This is a genomic window from Curvibacter gracilis ATCC BAA-807 (genome assembly GCF_000518645.1).
GTDB lineage: Bacteria > Pseudomonadota > Gammaproteobacteria > Burkholderiales > Burkholderiaceae_C > Curvibacter > Curvibacter gracilis.
The window spans coordinates 84,529-102,986 of the sequence record NZ_JADZ01000026.1 but is presented as its reverse complement, the minus strand read 5'-3'; the positions used below and the strand labels follow the sequence as shown (position 1 = coordinate 102,986).

The 18,458-nt window shown below is 66.6% G+C and carries 15 protein-coding genes; 6 read left to right on the top strand and 9 right to left on the bottom strand.

Translation table 11 applies throughout. From position 1 onward, the window contains the following. Both L880_RS0119200 and L880_RS0119180 read right to left on the bottom strand, forming a co-directional pair. Window positions 1-2,132 (bottom strand): beta strand repeat-containing protein (locus tag L880_RS0119200; RefSeq protein WP_425389201.1); only part of this gene is annotated, 2,132 nt, incomplete at its 3' end. Window positions 2,133-4,339: 2,207 nt separating this feature from the next. After that, window positions 4,340-4,501, bottom strand: coding sequence for a hypothetical protein (locus L880_RS0119180; protein ID WP_157462986.1), 162 nt, complete (start codon window positions 4,499-4,501; stop codon window positions 4,340-4,342). Between the two features lie 401 nt (window positions 4,502-4,902). On the opposite strand from L880_RS0119180, the gene L880_RS32890 reads away from it, so the two are divergent. The 5 genes from L880_RS32890 (at window position 4,903) to L880_RS0119150 (ending at window position 8,926) form a co-directional block, all read left to right on the top strand. Beyond that, window positions 4,903-5,436, top strand: a complete 534-nt coding sequence (locus L880_RS32890; protein ID WP_051443429.1) for a DUF6622 family protein — start codon at window positions 4,903-4,905, stop codon at window positions 5,434-5,436. Between the two features lie 105 nt (window positions 5,437-5,541). Then, complete coding sequence (locus L880_RS0119165; protein ID WP_027477045.1) at window positions 5,542-5,853, top strand: 2TM domain-containing protein; 312 nt, start codon at window positions 5,542-5,544, stop codon at window positions 5,851-5,853. A gap of 13 nt (window positions 5,854-5,866) precedes the next feature. After that, complete coding sequence (locus L880_RS0119160) at window positions 5,867-6,916, top strand: alpha/beta hydrolase family protein (protein ID WP_084461448.1); 1,050 nt, start codon at window positions 5,867-5,869, stop codon at window positions 6,914-6,916. Next, complete coding sequence (locus L880_RS0119155) at window positions 6,913-8,055, top strand: sensor histidine kinase (RefSeq protein ID WP_027477043.1); 1,143 nt, start codon at window positions 6,913-6,915, stop codon at window positions 8,053-8,055. Before L880_RS0119160 ends, L880_RS0119155 begins: the two co-directional genes overlap by 4 nt. After that, the gene (locus L880_RS0119150; RefSeq protein WP_027477042.1) at window positions 8,048-8,926 is read left to right on the top strand and encodes a LytR/AlgR family response regulator transcription factor; all 879 of its coding nucleotides are present in this window, start codon (window positions 8,048-8,050) and stop codon (window positions 8,924-8,926) included. The genes L880_RS0119155 and L880_RS0119150 overlap by 8 nt, the downstream gene beginning before the upstream one ends. Window positions 8,927-8,956: 30 nt before the next feature. Here L880_RS0119150 and L880_RS0119145 read toward each other — a convergent pair whose 3' ends face one another. The 3 genes from L880_RS0119145 to L880_RS0119135 all read right to left on the bottom strand — a co-directional run bounded on the left by L880_RS0119145 (window position 8,957) and on the right by L880_RS0119135 (window position 13,765). Continuing rightward, a complete protein-coding gene (locus L880_RS0119145) occupies window positions 8,957-10,492 on the bottom strand; it encodes a SpoVR family protein (RefSeq protein WP_027477041.1) in 1,536 nt (511 codons plus the stop codon). After that, the gene (locus L880_RS0119140; RefSeq protein WP_027477040.1) at window positions 10,489-11,763 is read right to left on the bottom strand and encodes a YeaH/YhbH family protein; all 1,275 of its coding nucleotides are present in this window, start codon (window positions 11,761-11,763) and stop codon (window positions 10,489-10,491) included. The genes L880_RS0119145 and L880_RS0119140 overlap by 4 nt, the downstream gene beginning before the upstream one ends. Before the next feature lie 79 nt (window positions 11,764-11,842). Then, entirely contained in the window at window positions 11,843-13,765 is a 1,923-nt protein-coding gene (locus L880_RS0119135) for a PrkA family serine protein kinase (protein WP_027477039.1), read from the bottom strand. 467 nt (window positions 13,766-14,232) lie between these two features. Here L880_RS0119135 and L880_RS0119130 point away from each other — a divergent pair, with 467 nt between their 5' ends. After that, window positions 14,233-14,457, top strand: coding sequence for a hypothetical protein (locus L880_RS0119130; protein ID WP_027477038.1), 225 nt, complete (start codon window positions 14,233-14,235; stop codon window positions 14,455-14,457). A 98-nt stretch (window positions 14,458-14,555) separates the two neighbouring features. Here the strand turns inward: L880_RS0119130 and L880_RS0119125 are convergent, their stop codons facing one another. The 4 genes from L880_RS0119125 to L880_RS0119110 are packed head-to-tail and all read right to left on the bottom strand — an operon-like array spanning window position 14,556 to window position 18,448. Further along, on the bottom strand, window positions 14,556-15,647 hold the full coding sequence (locus tag L880_RS0119125) for an XdhC family protein (protein ID WP_027477037.1): 1,092 nt from the start codon (window positions 15,645-15,647) through the stop codon (window positions 14,556-14,558). Between the two features lie 52 nt (window positions 15,648-15,699). Next, window positions 15,700-16,293 (bottom strand): SRPBCC family protein, encoded by a 594-nt coding sequence (locus L880_RS0119120; RefSeq protein WP_027477036.1) that lies wholly within the window; start codon window positions 16,291-16,293, stop codon window positions 15,700-15,702. Between the two features lie 49 nt (window positions 16,294-16,342). After that, window positions 16,343-17,533, bottom strand: a complete 1,191-nt coding sequence (locus tag L880_RS0119115) for a vWA domain-containing protein (RefSeq protein ID WP_027477035.1) — start codon at window positions 17,531-17,533, stop codon at window positions 16,343-16,345. A gap of 12 nt (window positions 17,534-17,545) precedes the next feature. Then, entirely contained in the window at window positions 17,546-18,448 is a 903-nt protein-coding gene (locus L880_RS0119110; protein WP_027477034.1) for an AAA family ATPase, read from the bottom strand. Window positions 18,449-18,458 lie beyond the last annotated feature (10 nt).

The window sequence follows — 18,458 nt, the reverse complement described above, 5'->3', positions numbered from 1 at the left end:
GCAGCACTCAGAGCCGCGCCCGTGCCCGGTGCGCTGAAGCTGAAGGTGCTGGCCGCGCTGGTGTTCAGGTTGCCGTTGGCATCCAGCGCACTGGCTGTGATCGTATAGGCATCAGAACCGTTGGCGATCTTCGGGCCAGCGCTGATGGCCACACGAGAGCCGCCCGCCGTGACGGCGCCGGCCGTGAAGGTGCCCGTCACAGGGTTGGTGCCGCCCACGTTGGTGCCGCCCAAAGTGGCCGTGACCGAGTAGCTGCCTGCAGTCGTTGCTGTCAAGGTGACCGAGCACGTGCCTGCGCTGCCGCCCGTGGTCGCTGTCGTGCAAGTCGCGGCGCTCAATGCTGCGCCCGTGCCGGGCGCGCTGAAGCTGAAGGTGCTGGCTGTGCTGGTGTTCAGGTTGCCGTTGGCATCCAGGGCGCTGGCCGTGATCGTGTAGGCATCCGAGCCGTTGGCCACCTTCGGGCCAGTGCTGATGGCCACACGAGAGCCGCCCGCCGTGACAGCACCGGCCGTGAAGGTGCCGGTCACAGGATTAGTACCACCCACGTTGGTACCGCCCAGGGTGGCCGTCACGCTGTAGGTACCCGCCGTGGTCGCCGTCAGGGTGATCGAGCACGTGCCGGCGCTGCCGCCCGTGGTCGCTGTCGTGCAAGTCGCGGCGCTCAGAGCCGCGCCCGTGCCGGGCGCGCTGAAGCTGAAGGTGCTGGCCGCACTGGTGTTCAGGTTGCCGTTGGCATCCAGTGCGCTGGCTGTGATCGTATAAGCGTCGGTTCCATTGGCCGTCTTAGGGCCACTGCTGATGGCCACGCGCGCCGTGCCCGCCGTGACGGCACCTGCGGTGAAGGTGCCCACAACCGGGTTGGTGCCGCCCACGTTGGTACCGCCCAGGGTGGCCGTCACGCTGTAGGTACCTGCCGTAGTCGCCGTCAAGGTGACCGAGCAAGTGCCTGCGCTTCCACCCGTAGTAGCCGTAGTGCAGGTCGCGGCACTCAGCGCCGCACCCGTGCCAGGCGCGCTGAAGCTGAAGGTGCTGGCCGCACTGGTGTTCAGGTTGCCGTTGGCATCCAGTGCGCTGGCTGTGATCGTATAAGCGTCGGTGCCATTGGCCGTCTTAGGGCCACTGCTGATGGCCACGCGCGCCGTGCCCGCCGTGACAGCACCCGCCACATACACCGCACTGGCCGGGCTGCCAGAAATCGCCGTGCCGCCCAGGGTGGCGCTCACGCTGAAGGTGCCCGCCAAGGTCGAACTCAGCGTGACAGAGCAAGTGCCCGCGCTGCCACCGCTGGTGGCTGTGCTGCAGCTGGCCGCACTGAGGCTGCCGCCGGAGGTACTGAAGTTGTAGGTGTAAGCGCTGCTGGTGATCGGGGCGCCGTTCACATCCCGCGCCGTGGCGGTCACCGTGTAGCTGGCCGCGCCGGCCACCAGGGGCCCGGCTGGCGCCACCGTGAGCGTGGACTGGGCGGCCGAGGCCGGCAGCAGATAGGGCACGACGCAATTGATCTGCGCCCCTGCCAGCACATTGGTGGAGGCGATTTGGAACGACCCTGCAGCCGGCGTCGAAGGCGTGAACGCGCCCGAGGGGTTGCCACTGACGGCGTAGTTGGCGTCCGTGCAGGTGACAACGCCCATGCTGTAGGTCGCTGGAGAGGGTGTGATCTGGTTCAGGCGTGTGGCTGCACCCACAGCACTCAGTGTTTGCGCTGCCAAGGTCTGCGAGGTGGCCCCGCCACTCGAAAACGTGGCGGAACTGGCCGTCCAGCCATTGCCGAGGGTCGCATCAGGATTCAGCCCCAAGGTCACATTGCCACTGCTGGGCAAGGTGAAGGTCACGCTGAGCTTAGGCAAGCGGGTCAAGGTGACCGAGCACCTGACAAAATTGCCCGCGGACATGGCAGCCGCATTCAAGACAATGCTGCTGCTGGTATTCGAAACCGTGCCACTGCCCATATTTGTGCAACTGGCGGCACTGATGATGTAGCCAGAAGGGGAAGCGAGGCTCAAAGTGACGCTATTCCCAGAGGAGAGCGCCTGGGGAGTGCCAGAAACTGACACACCCGGTGCCGATGTCGTGAGGGTCTGGGAAGACCAGCCGTTGTTGCCCGTGAAGGTGAAGGCATCACTCCCCCCCACGCTCAGCACGGTCAAGCCCAATTGCACATCAGGCAAAACGTAGGGGCCTGGGGTCGATGATCCGTTCACCTGTCCGGCGTGATTGAAAATGGCTGCAGAGTTCGCCGTGCCAGATGCGCCATCACGCCCGCCACTCCCCGTCCCACCGACGCCACCGGACGCTGACAAGCCGGATGCCGCTGAATCCGTGATGACCAAGGTCCCGGCATTCACAAACACCGCCGGGCCGGCCGCTGCACCGCCGCCGCCGCCGCCAGGGGCGCCTGAGCCCCCCGCATTGCCCCCCTGCACCCCCGAACCCACTGAACCCAGTAAACCACCCGATCCACCGGCCCCGCCGCCGCTGCCACCTCCGCCGCCGCCCGGGCCACCGGCGCCGCCCAACGCGTTGTTGACACCAGTGCCACCACCACCGCCGCCGAAGCCACCAGCCCCGCCATCGAGGTAACTTCCGCCCCCGCCGCCACCGCCAAAGCCGCCGTTGCCACCCGCGCGGGTGCCAGACGTACCAGGGGCCGCACCGTTGCCACCGGGGTTTCCCCCGGAGTTGCCAGCGTAGGCAGAACCTCCGACGCCAACGACACCCGTGCCGGATCCGTAATATTTGCCGCCACCGCCACCACCGCCGGCGCCACCATCACCCCCACCGTTGTTACTGACATCGACACCATGGGCTACGACACCGCCGCCGCCGCCGCCGCCTGCTGCACCGCTCGAGCCACCCCCTCGAAATGCCAAGCCGCCGCCACCACCACCTGAGGGGACGGTGGACCCACCGAAATTGGCGCCCGCTCCACCCTGCACCGAATGGTTCAGGAACCGCATGCTGCTCAAGGTGACCGCAGCCCCTGCCTGGTTGACAAACACCCCAGCGCCAAGGCCGGCGCCACCGCCGCCACCGCCATTGCCCACGCCGCCCGCACCGCCCACAGCCTTGGCGTTCTGGACAGTCATGTTCTTCAAAGCCACGGTCCCCGTGTCCACAAAGAACACGCGGTAGCTGCTCGCCCCGTCGATGACGATGCTACCGAGCTGGCCACCGTCGATGGTCAGGCTGTCGGTGATGGGCGGCAGAGGGCCTCCCAGCGTGATGGTGCAAGGGGCCGAGGCACACGCGAAGTTGATGACATCCGCGCCGGCTGAGGCGTTGGCAGCCAGGATCTGTGCCCGCAAATCACCGGCGTTGCCGACGCCAGTGCCAGCAGCACCGCCGGATGCGGTGTCTGTGAAGGTGGTCACGGTGAATGTGGCGGCCTGACTGCCCGACGCGGCCAAGCCCATCATCAGGCCGGCCACAGCGGCAATGCCCCAGTGCCGGATCTGCACTGGGGCGCTGCTCAGCCGAGCCAGGAGCCGACGGACATTGCCGAGCCTCGCCGGCTGGCAAACAGCAGATATCACATTCACCATAAAACTACTCAAAACAAATTTAAACGATAAAAATGATCTCTTCCCCGAACTGATCCGATCCAAGAGAACCCTGAGAAACAGACAAACGGCAGCTCGTGTGCTCAAGGTCAAATGCCCGTACCCAGTCCAATCAGCCCTGGATGGCTTTCGCTGCTCGGCATGGACGAGTCACCAATCTGGACACTTCTGCCCGTTCAGCCTCCAAAACCCCACCTATAGCAACGAATAGCACGCGTTCATCCGCATGTCGCAGGCCACTGCGGAAATCTCTCCTGCCATGCAGCACACCATCACTTATGACTCTAATGATCATTAAATGTCATTATTCACATACATATCACGGCATGCGATTTTCAAACGAAAAAACGTCACAACGGTAGATATGATTGTAAAAAAATGGAACAATGTCAATTAAGTTATTTTTATCGTTTAACGGCATTCATTTCAAGCCACGGGCCCACCGACGTGCAGTCGGATGGGGGCTGGCCAGGCGAGGGGCCGTCCCAGGCCGGCAGCACACAATTCGCGCGGGATGGGGGGCATGTCGTCGCAAGGGGCTGTGGCTTGGCAAGCCCGGCGCAGTGGGTGGGTGCAGCGCAGGCCAAAACCAGGGGAATCGCCCGTTCTTGCTGAACCGGCATGGGCCCACCAGGCAAGGCAAGCGACGCGCTGTGCGACTCGAATGGCGCAGGGCGTCAAGGTGGGCGCCGCGGTGAGCGCAGCCGCAGGCATCAGCCACCCGCCTCGCACCGGGTTGTTGCCCACGGTCTGGCCACGCCCAGGCTGCCCGACACCAGTTAGCGCCCTGGCGTGGTCGCCCTCAGCGTCACCGGGCAACTGCCGGCCTGCGCACCACGGGTGACCGTGGTGCCGATGCCAGCGCTCCAGGCCGTCCGTGGGTTCGCCGACCTGGGGCTCACCACCTGCTTCAACACCTGGGTGCCCAGAAAGCGGCTCATGCCCCCTCGCGCCAGCAGAACCAAAGGCCAGTGGCAGGCAGGTATTCAGGTTGTCAATGGCATCCAGCTGTCATTGGCATCCAGCGTCCTGGCTGCGATCGGCCCATGATCTTGCTCGAATGACACGGGGCAGAAATCCCCCTGGGCGGCGGCCATTGGAGCGCTGAACGGGTCACGCGGACTGTTCATAGAAATTGAATTTGCAGTTTCAGAAAGGCATGACCTCGCAGGGCGAACCTGAACGGGTGTCAACGAAACACCTGATCGACCGTCATCTCGCGCCCCCAGCGCGCAGTTCGCGGCAGGCCTCTGGCGTTTCGTCGCAAGTGGATTTCAGTTCGATCCATCGGGGGGCACAGTGCGGATCCAAGCCCTCCCCTTGAACTCAACGGAGCCATTCCATGTTTTTGCAAATCCTTCAAAACACCCCACGCTGGGTATTCGCCTTGTTCATCGCCTTGCTGTGGCTGGGCCTGCGCCAGACCCTGACCCGGCAGATGGGGCTCAAGCGCGTGCTGCTACCCGCCCTGGGGCTGACGGCCTTCTCGCTGTATGGCGTGCTCAGCGCCTGGCCCACGCAAACCCTGACGCTGCTGTGCTGGCTGCTGGCCGCCGGCAGCACCGGCTGGTGGGTGCAGCGCCAGCCCCTGCCGGCAGGCACCCGCTACGACCCGGATCAGCAACGCTTCACAGTGCCCGGCAGTTGGGTGCCGCTGGCCACGATGTTGGGCCTGTTCATGACCAAGTACGTGGTGGGCGTGGCCCTGGCCGTGCAGGCCGGGTGGGTACATGAGGCCGGGTTTCCCATCGTGTGCAGCGCCGTGTACGGCGGCTTCAGCGGCCTGTTCATGGGCCGGGTCGCACGCCTTTGGGCCCTGGCCCTGCGCACCGACCGCGCCGCCCGGCAATGGGACGCCAGCAGCCCCGTGGCCTGACCGTCACATGCCAACCGGTAGAGCCCACCCAGGGCCCCGCCTTGATCGACAATGCAAGGGCTGCCCTGATCCAACCCAACCCGGCGTGTTGTACGCCCATTGACCATGAGACCTGACCGCCCCCCCGAAGACCTGGAACGCCTGGCCCAGCGCCGTGCCAGCGCCAAGATGGGCTGGTTCATCCACCTGGGGGTCTACCTGGTGGTGAATGCCGCACTGTTCATCCTGTCCACCCAGTTCGGCATGCACCGGTGGTCCATCTTCCCGGCGGCCGGCTGGGGCCTGGGCGTGCTGCTGCACGGGGTGTCGGTGTTTGTCCTGGGCTCGGGCAGCGGCCTGCGTGAAAAGCTGGTGGAGCGCGAGCGAGAGCGCCTGCGCCGCCAGTTCAACAACAACGACAACCCTCCCCAAGCCTGAGCGGAGCCTAGACATGCGACTGAAACCACTCCTGTGCCGCAGCCTGGCCGCCTCCGCCTTCTTTCTGAGCCCCTGGGCCCTGGCTTCGGTGGGGCTGAACGTGCTGCCAGGCCAGGGGGACGAAGGCCCGGTGACGGTGTTCTACCCGGCCCAGGCCGCCCCCGCGCCGCTCAAGCGCGGCAGCTTCACCCTCGATGTGGCCTGGCAGGCGGCCCCGGTGCCGGGCAATCACCGCCTGGTGGTGTTGTCGCACGGCTCAGGCGGCTCGCCCTGGCCGCAGGCCGATCTGGCCAGCGCCTTGGCCCAGGCGGGCTATGTGGTGGCCCTGCCCGAGCACCGAGGTGACAACTGGCACGACCACCGCCGGGTGGGCCCGCCGAGCTGGAAGATCCGGCCCCAGGAAGTGTCGGAGGCCATCGACCGGGTGAGCGCAGACGGCCGCTTTGGCCCCTTGTTCGATGCTCAGCGCGTGGGGGTGTACGGCATGTCGGCCGGCGGTTTGACGGCGCTGACGCTGGCCGGTGCGCGCTGGTCGCCAGCCCGCTTCGCCCAGCATTGCGACCAGCACGCCGACGACGATGCCGTGGCCTGCACCGGTGGCCTGGTGCACCGCAATGGCTGGGATGGCCTCAAGATCACGCTGGCGCGCTGGTATGTGAACCTGCGTTACGGCCACGACACCCAAGCCGAATCGCACACCGATGCCCGGGTGCAGGCCGTGGTGGCCGCGGTGCCCATGGCGGCCGCCATCGACATGGACTCGATCAGCCACCCCACCCTGCCCCACCCACCCGCGCTGGGCCTGGTCGAGGCGCGCCGGGACGAATGGCTGGTGCCGCGCTTTCACATCGACCGGGTGCGCGAGGCCTGTGGCGCCCGCTGCGAACTGGTGGCCGACCTGACCGAAGGCGGGCATGGGGCCGTGCTGTCGCCCTGGTCCAACGAACGGGCAGCGGAAGTCGATCGCTACCTGATGGACCCGCCCGGCTTCCGCCGCGCCAGCGAGGTGCCGGCCACGTTTGACAAGATCGTGACCTTTTTCAACCGCCACCTGCTGCCATGAAGCCCGATCTGCTGCACACCACACGACACCTGGTGCAGGTGCTGGCGTTTTGCCTGGTGATCTCGGCGCTGCAGTACCTGTTTCACCCTGAGCGCCCGTACGAGGTGCCGCTGGTCTATTCGCTGAGCATCGGCCTGTGCACCTGGTTCATCACCGACATGGGGCGCTTTGTGGTGGGCATGGACCCGATGACCTCCTGGCCACGCGGCTGGCGCGGGCCAGCCCTGGTGGCTTTTGGCATGGTCACGGGCTACACCGGGGGCACCTTGCTCTCGGACTACTGGTTTGGCTGGTCGACCTGGCACTCCGCAGCGTCCGGCGACCTGCGCGGCTCAGTGATCGTCACCGTGGTGGCCGGGGTGGTGATCAGCAGCTACTTCTACCTGCAGGGCAAGAGCATGACCCTGCAGCGCCGCATGAAAGTGGCTGAAAGCCAGGCCACCGAGGCCCAGCTGCGCCTGCTGTTGACCCAGCTGGAGCCCCACATGCTGTTCAACACCCTGGCCAATCTGCGGGTGCTGGTGGGCATTGACCCGGCACGCGCCCAGCACATGCTGGACCACCTGATCGCCTACCTGCGCGCCACCTTGAGCGCATCGCGCGCCACCGAGCACGGGCTGCAGGCCGAGTTTGACCGCCTGCGCGACTACCTGGCCCTGATGGAGGTGCGCATGGGCCCACGCCTGAGTTACACCCTGACGCTGCCCGACGCGCTGCGCCAGGCCAGCGTGCCCCCCCTGCTGCTGCAGCCGCTGGTGGAGAACAGCATCCGCCACGGCCTGGAGCCCAAGGTGGAGGGCGGCCACATCACCGTTGAGGCCCAAAGCCTGCCTGGCGCCGATGGGGCCCCGGCCCTGCTGCAGATCACGGTCAGCGACACCGGGGTGGGCCTGCGCAGCGATGCCCCGGCCCCACCTGCAATGCCCCACCAGACACCCCACCAGACGCCCGACCTGGGCCGGGGCTTCGGCCTGACCCAGGTGCGCGAGCGCCTGCGCACCCTGTACGGGCCGCAGGCCAGCCTGAGCCTGCAACATGGCCCGGGCGGCGGCACCGTGGTGCTGCTGCGCTATGCCCTGCAGGCCCTGCCCGAGAGCCCCACCACCCACCGCCTTGCCGACACCGCAGACCATGCCTGACATCACCGCCCTGATCGCCGAAGACGAACCGCTGCTGGCCCTGGCCCTGCAGACCGAATTGCAACGCCAATGGCCCGAATTGCGCCTGCTGGCCACCGTGGGTGACGGCCTGAGCGCCGTGCGCCAGGCGCTGCAGCTGCGCCCTGATGTGTTGTTTCTGGACATCCGCATGCCTGGGCAGAGCGGCATCGAGGCGGCGGCCGAGCTGGCCGAGCAATGGCCCACCGGGGCCGGTTCTCCGCCCTTCCCGGCGCTGGTGTTCGTGACGGCTTACGACCAATACGCGGTGCAGGCCTTCGAAGCCCAGGCGGTCGACTACGTGCTCAAGCCGGTGCAGGGCCCGCGCCTGCTCAAGACCCTGCAACGGGTGCAGCAGGTGCTGGCGGGCCGGCAGCCGATCGCCCCCCAGCCGCAGACCGTACCGGCCGACCTGGAGCCCGCCCTGGCCCAGTTGCGCCAGCTGCTGGCAGCCCAAATCGGCCAGCACGGTGCGCAAGCCCCAAGCGTGCAGGCGCAAGCGCCAGCAGCCCCCCCCGCAGGGGGGCTCAAGGTGATCCAGGCCAGCCTGAGCGGGGGCAGCAGCATCCGCCTGGTGCCCATCGAAGAGGTGGTGTATTTCGAAGCGGCCGACAAGTACGTGCGGGTGCTGACCGCCACCGACGAATACCTGATCCGCACCCCGCTGAAGGACTTGATCGGCCAGCTCGATGACGAGGTGTTCTGGCAGATCCACCGCGGCACCCTGGTGCGCGCCAGCGCCATCGACACCGTGACGCGCGACGAGGCCGGCAAGCTGCGCATCAGCCTGCGCGGGCGCGCCGAGCGCCTGGGGGTGAGCCGCCTGTACGCCCACCTGTTCAAGGCGATGTAGAGGCCCGGCCTGCCCCCCAAGACCCGCGCCCTAGCGCCGGCGTTCCATCACATGCTCGCCCAGCAGGGTGACATGCCCGTCGGCGGCCTGCTGCTCCAGGCGCACCTTGAAGCCCCACAGCGTGGCCAGGTGGCGCAGCAGCACGGGGGTCTGTTCTGACAAGGGGCGGCGCTGGTAGGGGAAGTAGCGCAGGGTCAGCGTGCGGTCACCGCGACGGTCCACGTTCCAGACCTGGATGTTGGGCTCCTGGCTGCCCAGGTTGTACTGGTCGGCCAGCTTGCGCCGCAGTTCGCGGTAGCCGGGTTCGTCATGGATGGCGCTGACCGCGAGCTTGCTGCTGCGGTCATCGTCGAGCACAGCAAACAGGCGCAGCTCGCGCATCAGCCGCGGCGACAGAAACTGGGCCACAAAGCTCTCGTCCTTGAACTCGCGCATGGCAAAGTCAAAGGTCTCGCGCCAGGGCTTGCCGGCGATGTCCGGAAACCACTCCCGGTCTTCACGGGTGGGTGACTCGCAGATGCGGCGGATGTCACGCCACATGGCAAAGCCCAGCGCATAGGGGTTGATGCCCGAATACCAGGGGCTGTTGTAGGCCGGCTGGTGGACCACATTGGTGTGCGACTGCAGAAACTCGAGCATGAAGCCATCGCCCAGCCGGCCCTGGTCGTACAGGGTGTTGAGCAGGGTGTAGTGCCAGAAGGTGGCCCAGCCTTCGTTCATCACCTGGGTCTGGCGCTGCGGGTAGAAGTACTGGCTGATCTTGCGCACGATGCGCACGATCTCGCGCTGCCAGGGCTCCAGCAGGGGCGCATGCTTTTCGATGAAGTACAGCAGGTTCTCCTCGGGCTCGGCCGGAAAGCGCGGCTCGGGGGTGATGGCGGTTTCCAGCGGGCGCGGCGGCAGGGTGCGCCACAGGTCGTTGACCTGGCTTTGCAGGTACTGCTCGCGCTCCTGCTGGCGAGCGCGCTCCTTGTCGAGTGACAGCGAGCCTGCGCGGCGGTAGCGGTCCACGCCCAGGTTGCTCAGCGCATGGCAGGCATCCAGCAGGCGCTCCACCTCATCGAGCCCATGGCGCTCTTCGCATTCGGTGATGTAGTTGCGCGCGAACACCAGGTAGTCGACGATGCTGTCGGCGCTGGTCCACTGCCGGAACAGGTGGTTGCCCTTGAAGAAGGAGTTGTGCCCGTAGGCCGCATGGGCGATCACCAGGGCCTGCATGGCCATGGAGTTCTCCTCCATGAGGTAGGCGATGCAGGGGTCGGAGTTGATCACGATCTCGTAGGCCAGGCCCATCTGGCCGCGCTTGTAGCGGTTCTCGGTTTCGAGAAAGTGCTTGCCGAAGGACCAGTGGTGGTAATACACCGGCATGCCGATGGCGGCATAGGCGTCCATCATCTGCTCGGCCGTGATGATCTCGAGCTGATGGCGATAGCCGTCCAGCCCATACTCGCGCGCCACGCGACCGATCTCGGCATCGCAGCGGTCCAGTTCCTCGAAGGTCCAGTCGCTGCCCTGGGCCAGCAGCGGGGGGGCGGGCATGGGGGAGGATTTGCGCGGGCGGCTCATGTCAGACGCTTTCTGAAAAGTTCGCGGAACACCGGGTAGATGTCGGCCGGCGTGCGGATGCGCTGCAGCGCGAAATGCCCGGGGTGGGCGCGGGCCAGCTTCTCGTACTCCTCCCACAGGTTCTGGGGTTCACCGTCGGTGATCTCGACGTAGGCGTGGTACTGCACCACGGGCAGGATGTGCTGCTCGACCCAATCGCGACACAGCTCCGAGTCGCCGCCCCAGTTGTCGCCATCCGAGGCCTGGGCCACGTAGATGTTCCATTGGCTGCCCGAGTAGCGGGCCTGCTGGATCTCGGTCATCAGCTTCAGCGCGCTCGACACGATGGTGCCGCCAGTGTCACGCGAATGGAAGAAGGCCTCCTCGTCCACCTCTTCGGCCGCGGTGTGGTGGCGGATGAACACCACCTCGATGTGCTCATAGCTGCGGTTCAGGAACAGGTACAGCAGCATGAAGAAGCGCTTGGCCATCTGCTTGCGCGCCTCGTCCATCGAGCCCGACACATCCATCAGACAGAACATCACCGCCTGGGTGGACGGCTCGGGCACCCGGATGCGGTTGCTGTAGCGCAGGTCGATCGGGTCGATGAAGGGGGCGGCACGGCGGCGCAGGCGCAGCGACTCGATCTCGCTGCGCAGCTGCTGCAGCACGGCCTCGTCCGGCGGGCTCTGGGCCAGGGCCAGGGCCAGCGCCTCTTCCAGCTCACGCAATCGGCTGTTGTAGGGGGCGGCGGCAGCCACGCGCCGCGCCGCGCTGCTGCGCAGGGTGCGCAGCAGGTGGATGTTGGTGGGCACGCCGCTCTGGGTGTAGCCGGCCCGCACCAGCTTGTAGTCGTTGATGCGCGCAAGCTGCCGCTTGACCATGCGGGGCAGCTCCAGTTCGTCGAAGAACAGCTCGAAGAACTCGTCGCGACTCAGGGTGAAGAGGAACTCATCCACGCCCTGCCCATCGGGGCTGGCTTGCCCACGGCCACTGCCCTGCCCGCCCCCGCTGGGCGGGCGGTCCATCTGGTCGCCATGGCTGAAACGGTCGTTGCCGGGGTGCACCGATTCGCGCACGCCGCCCCGGCCGTGGTGGAACTGGGGCTCGCCGATGTCCTGCCCCGGCACACCGATCTTCTCGCCGCTGTCCAGATCCCGGATGCTGCGTTTGTCGATCGCGTCCGACACGGCACGCCGCACCTGGGTCTTGAAGCGGCGCAGAAAGCGGCTGCGGTTGACGGAACTCTTGTTCCGGCTGTCCAGCCTGCGGTCAACGATTCGAACCGTCATGAGGCCTCTCCGGCAAGGGTGGGCCTACCAGCCATTGGGCCGTTTGGCCTCTGGGCCGCTCGGCCGCCCACCCGTGGGTTCACGAAGACTTGCGCACACGCATGTACCAGTCGCACAGCAGGCGCACCTGCTTTTCGGTGTAGCCCTTGTCGATCATGCGATCGACAAAGTTCTGGTGCTTCTTCTGGTCCTCGGCACTGGCCTTGGCGTTGAAAGAGATCACCGGCAGCAGGTCTTCGGTGTTGGAGAACATCTTCTTCTCGATCACCGCGCGCAGTTTCTCGTAGCTGGTCCACGAGGGGTTGTGCCCGTCGTGCTTGGCGCGGGCGCGCAGCACGAAGTTGACCACCTCGTTGCGGAAGTCCTTGGGGTTGCTGATGCCGGCCGGCTTCTCGATCTTCTCCAGCTCGTCGTTCAAGGCCCCGCGGTCCAGGATCTCGCCGGTGTTGGGGTCGCGGAACTCCTGGTCCTGGATCCAGAAATCGGCGTAGGTCACGTAGCGGTCGAAGATGTTCTGGCCATACTCGGAGTAGCTCTCCAGGTAGGCGGTCTGGATCTCCTTGCCGATGAACTCGGCATAGCGCGGGCTGAGGAACTCCTTCAAGTGGCGGCGGTAACGCTCCTCGACCTCGGTGGGGAACTGCTCGGCCTCGATCTGCTGCTCCAGCACATACATCAGGTGCACCGGGTTGGCAGCCAGTTCGCGGTGGTCGAAGTTGAAGACACGCGACAGGATCTTGAAAGCGAAGCGGGTCGACAGACCGGTCATGCCCTCATCCACCCCGGCAAAGTCGCGGTACTCGGGGAAGCTCTTGGCCTTGGGATCGGTGTCCTTGAGGTTCTCGCCATCGTAGACGCGCATCTTGCTGTAGATGCTCGAGTTCTCCGGGTCCTTCAGGCGCGACAGCACCGAGAACTGGGCCATCATGCGCAGCGTGTCGGGCGCGCAGGGGGCCTGGGTGAGCGAGGAGTTGGCCAGCAGCTTCTCGTAGATGTGCATCTCGTCAGTGACACGCAGGCAGTACGGCACCTTGACGATGTAGATGCGGTCGAGAAAGGCCTCGTTGTTGCGGTTGGTCTTGAAGGTGGTCCACTCGGCCTCGTTCGAGTGGGCCAGCACCAGGCCATCGAAGGGGATGGCGCCAAAGCCTTCGGTGCCTTTGTAGTTCTGCTCCTGGGTGGCGGTGAGCAGCGGATGCAGCACCTTGATCGGCGCCTTGAACATCTCCACAAACTCCAGCACCCCGCGGTTGGCCAGGCACAGGCCGCCCGAATAGGAGTAGGCGTCGGGGTCGTTCTGCGAGTAGTGTTCGAGCTTGCGGATGTCCACCTTGCCCACCAGGGAGGAGATGTCCTGGTTGTTCTCGTCGCCCGGCTCGGTCTTGGACACCGCGATCTGCGACAGCACCGAGGGCCGCATCTTCACCACCCGGAAGCGGCTGATGTCGCCACCGTACTCACGCAGCCGCTTCACGGCCCAGGGGCTCATGATGCCGCCCAGGTAGCGCCGGCCGATGCCGTAGTCCTGCTCCAGGATGTGGCCGTCTTCGTTCACGTTGAACAGCGACAGTGGCGACTCATGCACCGGCGAATCCTTGATGGCATAGAACGGCACCTTCTCGATCAGCAGCTTGAGCCTTTCGGCCAACGAGGATTTGCCGCCGCCCACCGGGCCGAGCAGGTAGAGGATCTGTTTTTTCTCCTCCAGGCCCTGGGCCGCATGACGGAAGTACGAGACCACATGCTCGATCACCTCCTCCATGCCATAGAACTCCTTGAAGGCCGGGTAGATGCGCAGCATCTTGTTGGCAAAGATGCGCGACAGACGCGGGTCCAGCCGCGTGTCCACCAGCTCAGGCTCGCCGATGGCCATCAGCATGCGTTCAGCCACGCTGGCGTAGGCCATTTTGTCGGCCTTGCACAGCTCCAGGTAATCCTGAAGAGACATCTCTTCCTCTTGCGCCGCCAGGTAAGCACTTTGGTATCGGGCCAGCAATGACATGGCACACCTCCATGGAGAACGAAATGGACAAGCTAGGGATTCAACGGCTGTCAGGCAGGGGGGGATGACAGTGGGATGGCGGACGACAACAGCTCGCACAGAGCGCCGGCGTGTCGGACGGGCGCCAGGCCCGCCATGGGCGCGGCCCTTGGGCAGACCGCATGAGGGGCTTCATCGACATCGGGTCAGGGCAGCAACTACGCATGGCGTCACTCCTTTGCCACCAGCAGCGGGATGGCTGTGCCTGCTTGGACTCCGGGCCGCTGGATTGGTTTCAGTTTGTATTGCAGCGCAAGCAGGTGTCAATGACTTTGCTACCAGTGGCCCTTGAAGCGTCACTCTGACGACACAGCCCGTGTGAAGCAGATCACTGAAGGGGGCTCTGCCTGCGACAGGATTTGGCAGGCCACCGGCCCAGCGTCACACAGGCGGTGCATACTGCTATCTTTCGGAGCAGGATGGCATCGATGACGCAAGCGACGAAGATTTGCCAGCATCAGAACTACGAGTTGAAGTGCAGCGCCAAAGTGCTGGACAACGGCGAGTACGTTCCCTTGCTGGTCATCACCAAACAGGTCTGGCCGACGCGCCCGCGTGAGATCGCGGTGCGTCGCGGCGACTACACCACCCCCGAGGCCGCGGTTGAAGCCGCCTATGCCCAGGGCCTGGAGTGGATTGCCAACTACGGTTGAACACAGCCGGTCAGCCGCCCGCGCAGGCGCTGCACCATGGGGCATGAAGCGCCGCGACCGAGGCGGCGGGTGGGGCTGTCGACGCTGAACCGGGGCCCTCAGGCGGCCCGGCGCGGCAGGCCGCACACCTGGGCCCCCGGGTCGTTGTGGGGTTTTTCGCGTTCGTTCTTGGCCTGGGCCACCGCCATGTCACGCGGTAGCGTGACGCCATTCTTCACGGCCAGGATCTCGGCCATCACACTGACAGCGATCTCGGGCGGCGTCTTGCTGCCGATGTAGATGCCGATCGGCCCGCGCAGGCGCGCCAGACTGGCCTCGGTCTGGTCGAAGTGCTCGATCATGCGCGCGCGTCGGGCCTCGTTGTTGCGGCGCGAGCCGATGCCCCCCACGTAAAAGGCCTCGCTGTCCAGCGCCTCCAGCAGCGCCAGGTCATCCAGCTTGGGGTCGTGGGTGAGTGCCACCACGCAGCTGCGCCGGTCGGGCGCAAAGGACCGCACCACATCGTCGGGCATGTCACTCACCACCCGTGCCCCGGGCACGCGCCAGGTGCTGCGGTACTCCTCACGCGGGTCGCACACCGTGACGGCAAAGCCGCTGAACAAGGCCATGGTGGCCAGGTACTCGGTGAGCTGCCCGGCCCCGATCAGCAGCATGCGGTACTCGGGGCCGAAGGTGTTGCTCAGCACCCCGTCGGCCACGGTCAGCTCGGCAGGCGCATCGGCGGCCAGCAGGCTCACCACGCCGTCGGCCAGGCGCACCCGGCGCTGCATCAACTGGCCGTGCTCCAGCGCCTCGATCAGTTGGCCCAGGCTGGCCGCATCGGGGTCGAATTCGAGCATCAGCTCCAGCGTGCCGCCGCAGGGCAAGCCGAAGCGGTGCGCCTCGTCGGCGCTGATGCCGTACTTCACAAAGGCCGGCGGGCCGCTGGGAATGGTGTGCTCATGGCGGCTGGCCCCCTCGGCTTGCGGGCTCTGGGCATAGGCCCGGGTGTGGCGGTCGATCAGGTCGTCTTCGATGCAACCACCCGACACCGACCCGACCACCAGCCCCTGCTCACTCAAGGCCATGATGGAGCCCACCGGCCGTGGCGACGATCCCCACGTCCGCACCACGGTGACCAGCATGGCCCGCAGCCCCTGCAGCCGCCATTCGCGCAGCTTGCGCAGCACCATCACATCCAGGTTTTCCATCTCGATCTCGCTTTCCGGGGGGCTCAGGGGCCCACCCGCCTTCCAGATTCCATCAACGCAGCCAGAGTACCAGGGCCGCCAGCACCACGGCGCCCACCCACCAGACCCAGACCGGCACCCCGCCCTGGCTCGCCACCGGGGCGGCTGCATCGCTCGGTGCCGCCTCGGCAGGCGCCTCGACCGCAAGCACTTCGGGGGCGGGGTAGCGGCGCTGCATCTCGTCGTCAAAGCGCTTGAAGAAGTCTTCGGCCATGCCCTTGGCCGCGCCATCGATGAGGCGCTGGCCCAACTGGGCGATCTTGCCGCCCACCTGGGCATTGACGGTGTAGCTCAGCTCGCACCCCCCCTCGGTGGGCTGCAGGCTGACCTGGGCCTTGCCCTTGCCAAAGCCCGCCACGCCCCCCTGCCCGTCAAAACCGATGGCGTAGCTTTGCGGCGGCACGATGTCGCTGAGCGTGATCTTGCCGCTGAACTTGGCCGACACCGGGCCGATCTTGACGGCCATGCCCACCGCGTACTGGTTCTCACCGGTGGGCTCGACCTTGTCGCAACCGGGAATGCACAGCTTGAGCACCTCCGGGTCGTTGAGCGCATCCCAGGCCTGTTGCTGGGTGATGGCCAGGGAGCGGCTTCCTTGCATGTCCATGATGGGTTCCTCAGGTTCTTATCGTCAGAAAAGGAGCAGCCTGCGGCGTTCAGCGCCGCAGCACCGCCGCGATGCTGCCGGCCAGATCTTCCAGCCGGCTCAGATTGTGGACCGCCAGCATGCCGTGCGCCTGGGCATGCAGCTCGATGGCCCCACGCGCCAGCGGGGCGTAGCCTTCGAAGCGCAGCAAGGGATTGAGCCACAGCAGGCGAGCACTGTGACGCCGCAGCCAGGCCAGTTCGCGCCCCAGCGCGGCCGGCTCGCCGGTGTCGAGCCCGTCGCTGATCAGCAGCACCAGGGTGCGCCGGCCCAGCAGGCGCCGCGCATGGCGCAGCCGCAACTGGGCCAGCGAATCCCCCAGCCGGGTACCCCCGGCGAAGTCGCTGATGCGGGCACTGGCCTGGGCCAGCATGGCATCGGTATCGGCCAGGCGAAAGGCCGGCGTGAGATCGGTCAGGCCAGTGCCGAAGGCGAACACATCACGCCGCGGCAGGCTGGCCGTGGCGGCATGCAAAAAAGCCAGCAGCAGCCGGGCATAGCGCTCCATCGAGCCCGACACATCCACCAGCACCAGCAGCGGCAAGGGCTGCTCGCGCCGGCGCAGGCGCGGCAGGCGCAGCAACTCGCCGCCGGTGCGGGCGGCCTGCTGCATGACCCCCGGCCAGTGGATGCGTGCGCCGCCCGAGCCCGCCCGTGTGCGGCGCGACTCGAACACCGGCACCGGCAGGGCGATCCGCCGCGCCAGGCGCTCCACCAGTTGGTATTCGGAGGCCGACAGGCCGTTGAAATCGGCCTGGCGCAGGCGCTCGGCCTCGCTGGCCGTCATGGCGGCATCGAGCTCGATCTTGTCGTCGGGGGCTTTGGGGGCGCCGGCCTGGGCGGCGGCCTTGGGCGGCGAGAGGGCTTCGTTCACCCGGGGGCGCCTGCGCGAGGGCTCGGCCCGCCCCTGGGCGGTGGGCAACATCTGGGCCAGCAGTTGGCGGGCCATGTCGGGGTCGCGGAAATAGGCGTCGAACAGCTCGCGGAACACGGCCCGGTCGGCCTCCCGGCTCACCAGCACGGTCTCGAGCGCGGCGCACAGGTCATCGCGCCGCCCCAGGTCGACCCATTGCGCCGCCTGCAGCGCCAGCGCCATGCGTGAGGCATCCAGCGGCACACCGGCCCGGCGCAAGGTGCGGCCGAAGCCGGTGATGTTGTCGGCCAGCTTGCCGCTGCGCGCATCACCCAACCGGGGGGTCATGGTCCACCCACCTCAAGCCTCGTCGGGCTTGAGCAATTCGGTGGCCAGCTCATGGGTCAGGGCGGCCACGTCTTCGCGCTGCTTGAACAGGATGCCAGCGGTATCGGACGCCAGCTCGGGGTCGATGGCCAGCGTGTCCAGCGCCACCAGGGCCTTGGCCCATTCCACGCTTTCGGCAATGCCGGGCGCGCGCTGGAAGGCATTGGCAAAGGGCGCGCTGCGCAAGCGCGCCACAAAGCTGGCCACCTGCTCGGCCAGCGCCGAACTGGCCTGGGGCACCTGGGCGCGCACGATGGCCAGCTCGCGCTCACGGTCGGGGTAGTCCAGCCAGTGGTACAGGCAGCGGCGCTTGACCGCATCGTTGAGGTCGCGTGTGCGGTTGCTGGTGAGCAGGGTGACGGGTTTGCAGGCCGCGCTGATGGTGCCCAGCTCGGGGATGCTGACCTGGTACTCGCCCAGGTACTCGAGCAAAAAGGCCTCGAAGGGCTCGTCGGCCCGGTCCACCTCGTCGATCAGCAACACCGCCCCGGGGGCCGGGGCCTGCAGCGCCTGCAGCAGCGGGCGCCGGATCAGGTAGCGGCCCTGGTAGACCTCGCGCTCGGCGTCATCGCCCTCCCCCAGGCCCTGGGAGCGGCCCTCGGCCACCCGCAGGTGCAGCAACTGGGCGGCGTAGTTCCACTCGTACAGGGCCTCGCGTTGTTCCAGGCCGTCGTAGCACTGCAGGCGGATCAGCTGCCGCTGCAGCACCTGGGACAAGGCCTTGGCCAGTTCGGTCTTGCCCACCCCGGGCTCGCCCTCCAGCAACAGGGGACGCTGCAGTTTCAGGGCCAGGAAAACGGCCGTGGCCAGGCGCCGGTCGGCCAGGTAACCGACCCCGGCCAGGGCTTGTTGAAGCGCGTCAATGGATGCCAGCACCGGGTGGGGT